Source organism: Arthrobacter sp. 260, from assembly GCF_013116745.1.
Taxonomy (GTDB): domain Bacteria; phylum Actinomycetota; class Actinomycetes; order Actinomycetales; family Micrococcaceae; genus Arthrobacter_D.
Window position 1 is genome coordinate 18,220 of record NZ_JABFOE010000002.1, and the last position, 12,781, is coordinate 31,000.

Below are 12,781 nucleotides of genomic sequence, written 5' to 3' on the forward strand. Positions count from 1 at the left end.
CCGGCCACGAAGGTCAGCGGGTGGATGGAGGTTGCTTACGGCGTGTTTCCTTGCGGCGCGGTTGCGTACGGCGTGTCTGTTTACCGGGCGGCGGGAGCCGTGCGGGAACCAATCCACGTTGCCGCAGCATCCACCTCGGTGGGGTGCACGCCATGCCCGCCCTCGCGGACGGCCTGGTGGACGTCGGAGCCTGCGTTGTCGAGCACCGACTTCAGCTGCGTCACGCTGGTCAGCGGCGCCATGGCGTCCGCCTCCCCGTTGAAGAGTGCGACGGCGGTGCCCGACAGGTCGCCGTCGAACGAGCGGTCACCGAGCGGATACATCCCGGAGAAGGCGACCACGTCGGTCAGCGCCTGGGGGTGCAACAGGACGGTGGCCAGGGCGATGTTCGCGCCATTGGAGAACCCGACCGCGATGACCTTCCGCTCGCCCAGACCGTAGTTCCCGCGGGCCCACTCGATGAAATCGGCGAGCTGACCGGCGCGGCGGACGACGTCGTCGACGTCGAACTTGCCCTCGCCGAACCGGCGGAACCACCGGTTCATACCCTGTTCCTGCACCGGACCCCGTGGGGCGAGGTAGCCCGCCTGGGGTGCCAGGCGCTGGGCCAGCTGCAGCAGGTCATGCTCGGTGCCACCGGTCCCATGGAGCAGCAGGAGGACGGGGCTGTCGGGCGTTCCCGCATCGTAGAGGTGCGGCCACTGGTCAACATTGGTCATCTGATGCTCCTAGCTCAGGAAGGTGGCGATGGACGGATTGTTCTCATCGGGCACGTTGATCTTGGCGACGGCGTGCGAGATGGCATCCCGGTTGGGCTCCAGCCATGGTGGCAGCTTCAGGGAGCGCCCCAGCTCGAGCAAGGGCTCGTCGATGTCGAAGCCCGGGGTATCCGTGGCGATTTCCAGTAGGGTGCCGCCTGGCTCCCTGAAGTAGATCGAGGTGAAGTACTGGCGGTCGAGGATGGCCGTGACCGCGTAGCCGCGCTCCGCCAGTTCCTGGCGCCAAAGTTCCTGGGTGGCCTGGTCGGGCACCCGGAAGGCGATGTGGTGGACGGTTCCGCCAGCCACGAGGCCCCGCTCGCCGCGGCGGTCGGTGACCAGGTCGACAACGGTGCCGGGCTCGCCGTCGTGAGTGCTGAGGCGGTACCGCCCGTCGGTTTCGCTGAGGATCTTCATGCCCAGGTCCCGGGTAAAGGTTTCCAGGCTCGCAGTGGGGTCCTCGACGGTCAGCACCGATGAGTGCTGGCCGCGGACGGCGTACTCGGCGGGGACGGAGGCGGAGTCCCACGGGTTGCGCGGGTCAGTGAGCGACGAGGCCACCAGGTCGATCTGCAGGCCGTCGGGATCGCGGAGCGACAGACGCTCTTCCTCTGAGGATGCCCGGGCGATCGATGACTCGACGCCGATGGCCTTGAAGTGGTCCTGCCACCAGCCGAGGGTGCCCTGCGGGACGGAGAACGCGGTGGTGGTGGACTGTCCAGTGCCGACCTTGCCGCTCCGGATGCCCTGCCAGGGGAAAAAAGTCAGGAGGGAGCCGGGGCTGCCAGCTTCGTCGCCGTAGTAGAGGTGATACGTGCCCGGATCGTCGAAGTTCACTGTCTTCTTGACGAGTCGCAGGCCCAGGCCCTTGATGTAGAAGTCGATGTTCTTCTGGGGGTCGCCCGCAATTGCGGTGACGTGGTGGAGCCCTTCAGTTTGTGCGGTCACACTTCCTCCTCGTTAGTTCCAGCGGTGGACGCCGGCATGTAGATGCAAACGCATGGACCACTCTAATTGTTCCCGGCGTGTTTGGGGAGTCCCCAGTGGGTTCCACGTAAAACCGGCCCCCGGAGCAAGACCCGCCGATTGCAAGCGGCGGACCTTGCTGTTGGGGCCGGTTTTGGCTCTGGCTGTGCCGGCGCACACGTATTGATCTGGCTGTGTCGGCGCAGACGTGCCTAGGCCGGCAAGGGGCGCCAGGCGGGAGCGCGCTGGCACCGACGTGCTGACCGGGTCCCGCCGGAACGGACTCCGGCGGGTTGTCCACATAGCCGGATAGACCCATGGAGATGTGGGTTTCGGCTGGGCATCCTAGTTGCCATGACGACCTTGGAGTGGCTGGAGCGAGAAGAGCTATGGCTAACAGGTGAACTCCGTGACCGGGGGTTCACCACCGCCGCTATCGCCGCTCTAGTGAGGCGAGGAGAGTTGGTTCGGGTCCGGCGCGGCTGTTACCAGTCCATTGAACGGTGGAAGACGTTGACCACGGATGGCCAGCAACTGCTCCGGGTGGTTGCTCATAGCGCGGTTGGCGCATCTCTGGGCAACGAGGCCCCGGTCTATAGCCACACCTCTGCGGCTCGTCTCCACGGGTTGTACCTGCTGAATCCCGATCCGCTGATTCACATCACCCAATGGTCGAATGCTTCACCGACGAGCCATGCCCGGGATGTTCGTAAGCATCAGGGGTGGTTGGCGGCCCCGGAGGTGACCCAGAAGCTCGGCCTGCTCGTCACCTCGTTGGAACGTACGGTGGTGGACTGTTCGCGGATCTTCCAGTATCGGCAGGGACTTGTCACAGCTGAGCACGCCCTTAGTCTGGGAGCCAACATCGCGGTGATGAAGCGCATCGTTGAAGGCCTCGCTAATCACAAAGGCATCGGGAATGCGCGGAGGGTGGTAGCGAACGCGAGCCACCTTTCGGAGTCTCCGGGCGAGACCCTCACGCTGGATGTCATGCGATCCCTGCGGATTCCGATGCCTGAACAGCAGGTCTGTGTCACCAGTAGGCTGGGTGACCACCGGCTGGACTTCGCCTGGCGGGACTTGCGCGCTGCCATGGAATTCGATGGCCGCGTCAAATACTTCAACTACCAGCCCACGTCACAAGTCCTCTTTGAAGAGCGTCGACGTGAGAAGGCACTGGTCGAACTCGGGTGGACCATCCTGAGGATCGAATGGGCTGACCTGTTCAAGGAAGCAGAACTTAGGGAGCGGATCCTGAACCACCTTCGGAGGGCCGCTGCTCGCCGGGCAGCCTAGCTCTGAAACTTTGTCCTCCATTGATGCGCTGCTAGTCCGCCGCCGCTATAGAAACGGCCCCGAGGGCAAGATCCGCCGGTTGCAAGCGGCGGATCTTGCTGTTGGGGCCGTAACTGTGAAGAAACTGGTTGACGGACATCCTTAACCAGCTTTACTATTTCATCAGACAGAAGAAACCTTCCATAATACGGAATGACAACCGAACTTGGGGATCCTCATGACCTACACCGTGAACTGTTCAATCCTCCTCACCGAGTTGCCGCTGCTGGAGCGTCCGGCGGCGGCAAAAGCGGCCGGCTTCGACGCGGTCGAGTTCTGGTGGCCCTTCCCCACCTCGACGCCGTCGGCCGCAGAGGTCGAGGAGTTCGAGAACGCCATTACCAGTGCTGGCGTCCAGCTGACCGGCCTGAACTTCAACGCGGGAGACATGCCCGGCGGGGATCGCGGCCTGGTGTCCTGGTCAGACCGCAGTGAGGAGTTCCGGGCGAACCTGCCCGTCGTCGTCGGGATTGGGAAGCGGCTGGGCTGTACGTCGTTCAATGCCCTGTACGGCAACCGGGTGGACGGCGTCAGTCCGGAGGAGCAGGACGCGCTCGCCGTCGACAACCTGGTGCTCGCCGCGGAAGCGGTCGCCGCGATCGGCGGAACCGTGCTGCTGGAACCGGTCAGCGGCGCCGACCGGTACCCGCTCAAGATCGCCCAGGATGCCCTGGACGTCATCGCCCGGGTCCACGCCCGCGGTGCCAGGAACATCTTGCTCCTCGCCGATTTCTACCACCTGTCAGTGAACGGCGACGACGTCGGGGCCGTCATCGAGGCCCACGCGCAGGACTTTGGGCACATCCAGATTGCCGACGCACCGGGCCGCGGCGCTCCCGGCAGCGGAAACCTCCCCCTGACGGACTGGATCGACCGCAGCCGCGCGCTCGGCTACCAGGGCCCGATCGGCCTCGAATATAAGACCCCCGCCGACCAGGCATTTTCCTGGGCCACCACGACAGCCAGCAAGTAAAGGACCAGCACAATGACACACGTTGCAGTCATCGGACTCGGCATAATGGGGCTCCCCATGGCCATCAACCTCGTCTCCGCCGGCCACACGGTCACCGGGTACAACCGCAGCCAGGGCCGGATCGACAAGCTCACCGCCGAGGGCGGTCGCGGCGCCTCCAGCATCGCCGATGCGGTGGCCGAGGCCGACGTCGTCATCACCATGGTGCCGGATTCCCCGGATGTGGAGGAGGTCGTCGGTGGTGCTGACGGCGTGTTTGCGAACGCCAGGAGTGGAGCCCTGTGGATCGATGCCAGCAGCATCCGGCCCGACGTCGCCGCCCGCCTCGCCGACGAGGCCAGGGCTGGCGGTCTCCGGCCCCTCGATGCACCGGTCTCCGGCGGTGAGCAGGGCGCCATTGATGGAGTCCTGTCCATCATGGTCGGCGGCGACGCCGCCGACTTTGAGGCCGCGCAGGACGTTTTCGCCGCCGTCGGGAAAACCATCGTGCACGTGGGTCCGTCCGGGTCAGGTCAGACCGTCAAGGCCGCCAACCAGCTGATCGTCGCCGTCAATATCGGCGTCCTCGCCGAAGCCATCACCTTCCTCGAGGCGTACGGCGTGGACACCGCAGCCGCCCTGAAAGTGCTCGGCGGCGGGTTGGCGGGCTCCAAGGTGCTGGACCAGAAGGGTCAGAAGATGCTCGACCGCAACTTCGACCCCGGGTTCCGGCTCGCACTGCACCACAAAGACCTCGGCATTGTCACCTCAGCTGCCCGTGAAGCCGGCGTCGCCACCCCGCTGGGTGCCCTCGCCGCGCAACTGGTTGCCTCGCTCGTCACCACGGGCGACGGCGGCCTGGACCACTCAGGCCTGTTCAAGCTGATCAATCAGCTGTCCGGCAAATAGACAGTATGTAGACAGAAGAAGGACTTCCCATGCCACGAATGCGCGCCGTCGATGCCGCCATTGCCATCCTCGAACGGGAGGGTGCCACCACGGCGTTTGGCCTGCCGGGTGCCGCCATCAACCCGTTCTATTCAGCGATGCGCGCCCACGGCGGCATCCGTCACATCCTCGCCCGGCACGTCGAGGGCGCGTCCCACATGGCCGAGGGGTTCACCCGGGCGAAGGAGGGCAACATCGGCATCTGCGTCGGCACGTCAGGGCCAGCCGGAACTGACATGATCACCGGCCTGTACTCGGCGTGGGCTGACTCGATTCCCATCCTTTGCATCACCGGTCAGGCCCCGGTGGCGAAGCTGCACAAGGAGGACTTCCAGGCGGTCGATATCGCCAGCATCGCAGGGCCGGTCACCAAGATGGCCGTCACGGTGATGGAGGCTGGCCAGGTTCCCGGGACCTTCCAGAAGGCGTTCCACGAGATGCGGTCGGGCCGTCCGGGACCGGTGCTGATCGATCTGCCGATCGACGTGCAGCAGACCATGATCGAGTTCGACCCGGAGACCTACGAGCCGCTCCAGGTCCACAAGCCGGAAGCGTCCCGTCGGCAGCTCGAAAAGGTGCTGGACATGCTCGGGGCCTCCGAGCGACCGCTGATCATCGCCGGCGGAGGGATCATCAACTCCAACGCGTCAGCGGACCTGGTGGAGCTGGCCGAACTGCTGAACATCCCCGTCATTCCCACACTGATGGGCTGGGGCTCCATCCCAGACGACCACGATCTGATGGCCGGCATGGTGGGACTGCAAACCTCGCACCGCTACGGCAACGCAACGCTATTGGAGTCCGACGTCGTCGTCGGGATCGGCAACCGGTGGGCCAACCGCCACACCGGAGCCCTCGACGTGTATACAAAGGACCGGAAGTTTATTCACATCGATATCGAACCCACCCAGATTGGCCGGGTCTTTGCGCCGGACTTCGGCATTGTCTCCGACGCAGGAGCGGCCCTCCGTGGCCTGGTGGCGTTGGCGAGGGAGCGGAAGGCCCAGCAGGGTCTGCCCGACTGGAACGCCTGGGTGAAGAACTGCGCGCAGCGAAAGTCAACGCTGCAGCGCAAGACCAACTTCACCCAGATCCCGGTCAAACCCCAGCGGGTGTACCAGGAGATGAACCTGGCGTTCGGTCGGGACACCCGGTACGTGTCGACGATCGGCCTGTCGCAGATTGCCGGCGCCCAGTTCCTGCACGTGTACGAGCCCCGCAACTGGATCAACTGCGGGCAGGCCGGGCCGCTGGGGTGGACCCTGCCCGCGGCACTCGGCGCGGTCCAGGCCGATCCGGCGACGCCCGTGGTGGCGCTGTCCGGGGACTACGACTTCCAGTTCATGATCGAGGAGCTCGCCGTCGGCGCCCAGTTCCAGCTGCCCTACATCCACGTGGTGGTCAACAACTCCTACCTGGGCCTGATCCGGCAGGCGCAGCGCGGTTTCGAGATGGATTATCACGTGTCCCTGGCGTTCGAGAATGTGAACGCCCCGGAACTGGAGGGCTACGGGGTGGACCACATCAAAGTGGCCGAGGGGCTGGGCTGCAAGGCCATCAGGGTCCGCGAAGCCGATGACCTGCAGGCGGCCTTCGACAAGGCGCGGGCCCTGATGAGCGAGTTCCGGGTACCGGTGGTGGTGGAGGTGATCCTGGAGCGGGTGACCAACATTGCGATGGGTGCCGCCGGGATCGACGCGATCAACGAGTTCGAGGACCTCGCCGAAACTGCTGCGGACGCCCCGACGTCGGTTCCCTCCCTGACGCTCTAGGCACTCCGGCGCCGAGTGGTTAGCTCTGGCGGGCCCGACGGCGATCGGGTCTCCACAGCTAACCCCTCGGCGACGGCGGGCGGGCAAGGGTGGCCCGACGGTGAGCACTTTGCGCACGTGTGGCGGGTGGCTGAGCGCTCGCGCAACGGCGTCGCAGTCGTTTGTACAGCTGTGGCGGGTACGGGACGCTTATACCCGCCACAGCTGCACAAAAGGTCGGCCGCGCGAGCGAGCAAAGGCTGCGCAGGCCCCAGCAAGCGATAACAGCCCTAGCCCTGGATGACGATGCCCCGGTCAATGTAGTCCAGCACCTGGTCGTCAGTGAAGCCGTACTCCTTGAGGATGTCGCTGCTGTGCTGGCCGAGGACCGGTGGGGCCAGGCGCAGCCAATCGTCGTCGCCGGTGTTCGCGGGGCGGCCGAGGACCTGAATGTCCCCGAGTTCCCGGTGCTTTACCGTCCCGGAGAGGTGCAGTTCCTCGGAGACCGGGTGGGTGAAGGCCTCGTCCATGGTCAGCACCGGGCCGCAGGGGACACCGCTGTCGTTGATGATGGAGATCCATTCGGCGGAGGTGCGATCGGCCAGCCTCTCCTCGAAGATTGCGCGCAGCTGGGCCTTGTTGGCCATCCGCACGGCGTTGGAATCGAACAGCGGACTCTCGGCGATCTCGGACAGCCCCAGGGCATCGCAGAGTTTGCGCCACATCCGTTCGTTGCCGGAGGCGATGGTGATGAAGCTGTCCTGGGTGGCGAAGGTGCCCTGCGGGAAAAGCAGGGGATGGTCGTTGCCCTCCCGGGTGGGGACGATGCCCAGGCTGAGGAACTTCTGCGCCTGGTAGGTCATCATGAAGTTCATGGACTGCATCAGGGAGGTCTGGACCACCCCGCCGACGCCGGTCCGCGACCGTTCCATGAGCTTGGAGACAATCGCGAAGCCGGCCACCAGCCCGGTGGTCGAGTCGGCGATGGGCACACCAACCCGCATCGGGCCGGTCTCCTGGGTCCCGGTGACGCTCATCAGCCCGCTCATGCCCTGGGCATTCTGATCGAAGCCGGCCATCGAGGATCCCACCGGTCCGTTGCCGAAGCCGGAGATGGAACAGTAGACCAGTCCCGGGTTGACCTCGGCAAGCTGCTCGGCACCGATCCCCATGGCGGTGGTGGTTCCCGGTTTGAAGTTCTCGATCAGCACGTCGGCTGTGGAAGCGATCCGGGTCAGTGCGTCTTTGCCTTCAGCGGTGCGCAAATCCATGGCGAGCGACATCTTGTTCCGGTTCGCCGACATGAAGTACACGCTGTGGCCGTCCTGGTACGGGCCGGACTGCCGGGACGGATCGCCCAGCGGCACCGACTCCACCTTGATTACGTCAGCGCCCTGGTCTGCGAGCATCATGCTGGCGGTGGGGCCAGCAATGTAGCGGGACAGGTCGAGGACGGTGACGCCGTCGAGCGTTCCCACTAGTGCACCCGCTGGCTGAAGTCGGGCCGCCGTTTCTCGAGGAACGCGGCGACGCCCTCCTTGAGGTCGGCGCCGTCGTAGGTAGCGACGGTGAGTGCCTGCAGCTTCTCGGCGTCGGAGTCGTTGACAGTCGCAGCGATGTCAGTGACCACCTTCGCTGCCCGCATGGTGGTGGCCGACGACGCCACGATCGTCTCGACGAGCGAGGCCACCCGCGCGCTCAGCTCTGCGGCGGGCACCACCTCATCCAGCAGGCCCAGCTGCAGTGACGATGGGGAGTCGAAGAGCTCACCGCTGAACAGCACCCGCTTCAGGCCGTTGACCCCGATGTGGCGCACCAGCATCCGCGATTCGGTGAGCCCCAGGATGACACCCAGTTTCCCGATCGGAATACCGATCTTCACCCGGTCGGAGCCGATCCGCAGGTCGCACGCGTTGGAGACTTCACAGCCGCCCCCCACTGCGAAGCCGTGGATCATGGCGATCGTGGGAACCTCGAGGTCCGCCACCGCCTGCAGGGTGCGGGACAACTGGCTGTTGTACCCGGAAGCAGTGGAGGCGTCCATTCGCTGGGAGGGGAACTCCGAAATGTCAGCCCCGGCCGCGAACGCGTCGGTTCCGGCACCCCGGAGCACCACTGCCCGCAGGGTGGCGTCCTGGCCGAGCTCGGTGAACAGCAGCTCCAGTTGCCGCCACATCTTAATGGTGAGGGCGTTCCGTGCGGCCTCGTTGGAGATCACGACCACCGCGACGCCGGCGTCCACGGTGCATTCGATGGATCCGCCGGATGACCCGGTGGGTGCTGAGTCGATCAGGTCCTGATACATAACTTCTCCTCGGTTGGCCGCACGGGAGCGCGGGACTCGGCTGGTTAGGCGCGCTCTTTCACTGGGTTGCTCAGCGCGCCGATGGCGTCGATGCTGATGGTGACGTCGTCGCCCACCTGCATCGGGCCGACGCCGGCAGGGCTCGCGGTGAGCACCACATCACCGGGCTGCAGGGTGATGAACTTCGTGATCCAGGCGAGCAGTTCGGCGACGCCGAACACCATGTCATCGGTCCCGCAGTCCTGGACCACGGTGCCGTTGACGGTGGTGGTGATCCGCAGCGCCTGCGGGTCGGTGATGCTGGTTTCGATCCAGGGGCCCATCGGGCAGAACGTGTCGATGCTCTTGGCGCGCGTCCACTGCCCGTCGGCGCGGAAATCGCTCGCCGTCACATCGTTGGCGATGGTATACCCGAGGACGTAGTCGGCGTAGTTCTCCACCGTGACATCCCGCGCGGTCTTCCCGATGACGACGGCGAGCTCACCCTCGAACTCGAGGCGGTTCAGGTCGCGGGGGTACTCGATCGCGTCGCCGGGTCCGGACAGGGTGTTCAGCCCCTTGAGGAACATCACCGGCTGGGTGGGCACCGGCATGTTCATCTCGGCGAGCTGGCTGCGGTAGTTGCCACCGGCGCAGACAATGTTCGACGGCGTACACGGGTTGAGCAGCGTGACCTCCGATCGCGCGGCGACGCGTGCACCCTGCGTCGCCTCGGTGAGGCTCCCCTCCAGGGCGTGGACGTCGTCGCCGTTGAGCACCCCGTACTGGGGAGCTCCGTCTGACTCAGCGAACCGGATTATCTGCATTGCGTTCCTTTCCATTGCTGGCAACTAGTGCCTCTTGAATAAGTTCGAGTGGGTGCCAGGCTGACCGCTCGGTGCCGTGGAAGATCTGCTCCCGGCAGGAGGTGCCTGTGGCCGCGATGACCGTCATCTCGTCCTCCGCCTCGATGGCAGGGAACAGCCTGTCGCTGCCCACCTTCATCGAGATGTCGTAGTGCTCCTTCTCGTAGCCGAAGGACCCGGCCATGCCGCAGCAGCCCGCATCCAGATCCAGCACCTGGACGCCCGGGATCTTCTTCAGCAGGGCCACGGTGGCGGCAGTTCCGACCTCGGCCTTCTGGTGGCAGTGACCCTGGTAGAGGATCTTGCGGCCGGCCAGCCACGAATCGGGGGAGAGCACCAGGCGTCCCTCATCGATGGCGACGGCGAGAAGTTCCTCCACCTGCTGGACCCGGGCAGCCACCAGTTTCACGTTGGGGTCATCCGGCAGCATGGTGGTGTGCTCGTCGCGTAGCGTGTAAAGGCAGGACGGCTCGCAACCGACGATGGGGGAGTTCAACACCGTGTTCTCGGTGAGGTCCTTGGCCATCGCCTTCGCCTTCGCCGTTGCCTCGTCGATCATGCCCTTGGACAACGCCGACCGGCCACAGCACCCGCTGCTCGCCAGTTGCACGTCCCAGCCGGAATCCTGCAGCAGCCGGATGGCCGCCTGGCCGATGTGAGGTTCGGAGAAGGAGGTGAAGGAGTCGGCCATGAAGTTGACCGTTCCCTGGGTGACCGGGGTGGTCGATGTCGCGCCGTTCTTCCGGTACCAGCGGATCAGGTTCATGAACCTGAACGTCGGCAGGGGCCGCTGGTGGGCAATTCCGATAGTACGCTCCATCACCTTGCGCAGCACCGGAATCTTGCCGGGGATGTTTGAGAGCGGCGCGAAGGTGGAGCCGATCCGGTTCAGGAACCGGATGTTGCCAAAGATCTGGGACCTGACCGGCGTGCCGTGCTCCTCGTTGTAGTGGTAAAGCGTCTCACTCTTGAGCTTGGCCATGTCCACCCCAAGCGGGCACTCGGCCTTGCACGCCTTGCACATCAGGCACAGGTCAAGCACCTCGTGCAGCCGTTCACCGGCCAGGGCAGCTTTCGGATCCGGCTCGGAGAGAGCCTTCACCAGGGCGTTGGCCCGGCCGCGGGTGGAGTCCTCCTCTTCCCGGGTGGCGATGTAGGACGGGCACATGGCGCCGGTGGTGCTCTTGCGGCACAGGCCAATGTTCATGCAGCGGTCCGCTGCGCCGCGCATTCCGTCGACCACCGAGAAGTCCAGCTTGGTCCGGAAGCCGACAGCCTCAGGCAGCTGGGCATCACGCAGATTCTCGGTCATCTTGGGGGCGTCGACGATCTTGCCCGGGTTCATGATGTTGTTCGGGTCGAAGATCCGTTTCACGTGCCGCATGGCCTCGTAGAGGTCGTCGCCGAAGATTTCCCGGTTGAACTCGCTGCGGGCCAGTCCGTCGCCGTGCTCGCTGGAGTTGACCCCGCCGAACTCCTTGACCAGGTCCTTGATCTTCTCCGCAACGGAGCGCATCCGCACGATCTCGTCCGGTTTGGACAGGTCAACGAACGGGCGGATGTGCAGGCAGCCCACCGAGCAGTGCCCGTAGAAGCCGGCCTTCATCTTGTGGTCATCGAGGATCTCGGCGAACCGTGCGGTGTACGCGGCGAGCCGCTCCGGGGGGACGGCCGTGTCTTCGACGAAAGCCAGCGGGCGGTTGGAGCCGTCGCTTGCCGCCATCAACAGGCCGAGGCTGGACTTGCGGACCTTCAGCAGCGACTTCTGCTGCTCGGCGGTCACGAGCCGGAGGGTGTGATAGCCGTGGCCCTTCTCCTCCCACACGGCGATGAGGGCGTCGAGCCGTGTCATCAGTGCGTCCAGGTCATCACCGGCGAAGGAGACGAACAAGAGGGCGGCGGGGTCCCCGACCAGGGTGGACCCCAGGTCGGCGTACTCGATCTTCTGGCGGGAGAGGTCGAGGATGGTCTTGTCCATCAACTCCACCTGCGCCGGTTCGCAGGACAGCGAATCCTGGGTGGCCTCAATGGCCTGCTGGGTGGTTTCGAAGTGTCCCACCGCGTAGACGGTATGCCGGGGCTTGGGTACCAGATCCACTTCGGCGTGGGTGGCGATGGCGAGGGTGCCCTCAGATCCGACGATGAACTTCGCCAGGTCGAAGGCTGTCTCGTCGGCCAGCCGGTCCAGGCGGTACCCGGAGGCGCGGCGCCAGAACGGCGGGAAGCCGGTGGCAATCGCTTCGGCGTTGTCCTCCAGGAGTTGGGGCAGTTCCCGGTACAGCGAACCCTCCAGCGTCGGAGCTGCTGCGCGGCGGTGGATTTCCTTCTCATCGACCGGTTCGAACCGGGCGGTCGATCCGTCGGCGAGGACGACGTCGAGCGCCCGAATGTGGTCGATGGTCATCCCGTACCGCAGCGAGCCGCTGCCGGCCGAGTTGTTGCCGAGCATCCCGCCGATGGTGGCGCGGTTGCTGGTGGAGGTGTCCGGGCCGAACATCAGGCCAAACGGTGCGGCCGCCTGGTTCAGTTCATCCTGCACCACTCCCACTTCCACTCGGGCGGTCCGCGCCTCGGGGTCAATGTCGAGGATCCGGTGCATGTGCCGGGAGAAGTCGAGGATGATGCCCGCGCCGACGGTCTGCCCCGCGAGGCTCGTTGCCGCCCCGCGTGGGGTGACCTGTACCCCGTGCTCGGCGGCGATCCGGACCGTGGCGGCGACGTCGTCGGCGTTCAGCGGGTACACCACCCCGAGCGGGTAGATGGTGTACATGCTGGCGTCGCGGGAGAACAGGTGACGGCTGTAGTCGTCGAAGGCGACTTCGCCCTGCACCGCCTTCTCCAGTTTCTCCGCGAACCCCGCCGGAATATCGGTCGCCTCGGGAGGCGTCTGCACAATCGTCACGGTTTTCTCCCCACGGTCA

At 65.4% G+C, this 12,781-nt stretch carries 10 protein-coding genes; 4 read left to right on the forward strand and 6 right to left on the reverse strand.

The features are described 5' to 3' along the window. Positions 1-80: 80 nt before the first annotated feature. Together HMI57_RS02550 and HMI57_RS19465 are read right to left on the reverse strand one after the other, a co-directional pair. Positions 81-719: an alpha/beta hydrolase gene (locus HMI57_RS02550; protein WP_171584347.1), complete on the reverse strand. Its 639-nt coding sequence runs from the start codon at positions 717-719 to the stop codon at positions 81-83. Positions 720-728: 9 nt separating this feature from the next. Continuing rightward, positions 729-1,706 (reverse strand): ring-cleaving dioxygenase, encoded by a 978-nt coding sequence (locus tag HMI57_RS19465; RefSeq protein WP_171584348.1) that lies wholly within the window; start codon positions 1,704-1,706, stop codon positions 729-731. A 372-nt stretch (positions 1,707-2,078) separates the two neighbouring features. On the opposite strand from HMI57_RS19465, the gene HMI57_RS02560 reads away from it, so the two are divergent. From HMI57_RS02560 to gcl, 4 genes are all read left to right on the forward strand, one after another. After that, on the forward strand, positions 2,079-3,020 hold the full coding sequence (locus HMI57_RS02560; protein ID WP_171584349.1) for a type IV toxin-antitoxin system AbiEi family antitoxin domain-containing protein: 942 nt from the start codon (positions 2,079-2,081) through the stop codon (positions 3,018-3,020). A 217-nt stretch (positions 3,021-3,237) separates the two neighbouring features. Continuing rightward, the gene (locus HMI57_RS02565) at positions 3,238-4,032 is read left to right on the forward strand and encodes a TIM barrel protein (protein ID WP_171584350.1); all 795 of its coding nucleotides are present in this window, start codon (positions 3,238-3,240) and stop codon (positions 4,030-4,032) included. A 12-nt stretch (positions 4,033-4,044) separates the two neighbouring features. Then, complete coding sequence (locus tag HMI57_RS02570) at positions 4,045-4,920, forward strand: 2-hydroxy-3-oxopropionate reductase (protein WP_171584351.1); 876 nt, start codon at positions 4,045-4,047, stop codon at positions 4,918-4,920. A 29-nt stretch (positions 4,921-4,949) separates the two neighbouring features. Next, on the forward strand, positions 4,950-6,731 hold the full coding sequence (gene gcl, locus HMI57_RS02575; RefSeq protein ID WP_171584352.1) for a glyoxylate carboligase: 1,782 nt from the start codon (positions 4,950-4,952) through the stop codon (positions 6,729-6,731). Between the two features lie 269 nt (positions 6,732-7,000). On the opposite strand, the gene HMI57_RS02580 is transcribed toward gcl, so the two are convergent. From HMI57_RS02580 to HMI57_RS02595, 4 genes are read right to left on the reverse strand one after another with little or no spacing between them, the layout of a single operon-like run. Then, a complete protein-coding gene (locus HMI57_RS02580) occupies positions 7,001-8,188 on the reverse strand; it encodes a CoA transferase (protein ID WP_171584353.1) in 1,188 nt (395 codons plus the stop codon). Beyond that, positions 8,188-9,015 carry an enoyl-CoA hydratase-related protein gene (locus HMI57_RS02585; RefSeq protein WP_171584354.1) on the reverse strand — a complete coding sequence of 276 codons (828 nt, stop codon included), beginning with the start codon at positions 9,013-9,015 and terminating at the stop codon, positions 8,188-8,190. The genes HMI57_RS02580 and HMI57_RS02585 overlap by 1 nt, the downstream gene beginning before the upstream one ends. A gap of 44 nt (positions 9,016-9,059) precedes the next feature. After that, positions 9,060-9,821, reverse strand: a complete 762-nt coding sequence (locus tag HMI57_RS02590) for a fumarylacetoacetate hydrolase family protein (protein ID WP_171584355.1) — start codon at positions 9,819-9,821, stop codon at positions 9,060-9,062. Beyond that, on the reverse strand, positions 9,799-12,762 hold the full coding sequence (locus HMI57_RS02595; RefSeq protein ID WP_216607081.1) for an FAD-binding and (Fe-S)-binding domain-containing protein: 2,964 nt from the start codon (positions 12,760-12,762) through the stop codon (positions 9,799-9,801). Before HMI57_RS02595 ends, HMI57_RS02590 begins: the two co-directional genes overlap by 23 nt. Positions 12,763-12,781 lie beyond the last annotated feature (19 nt).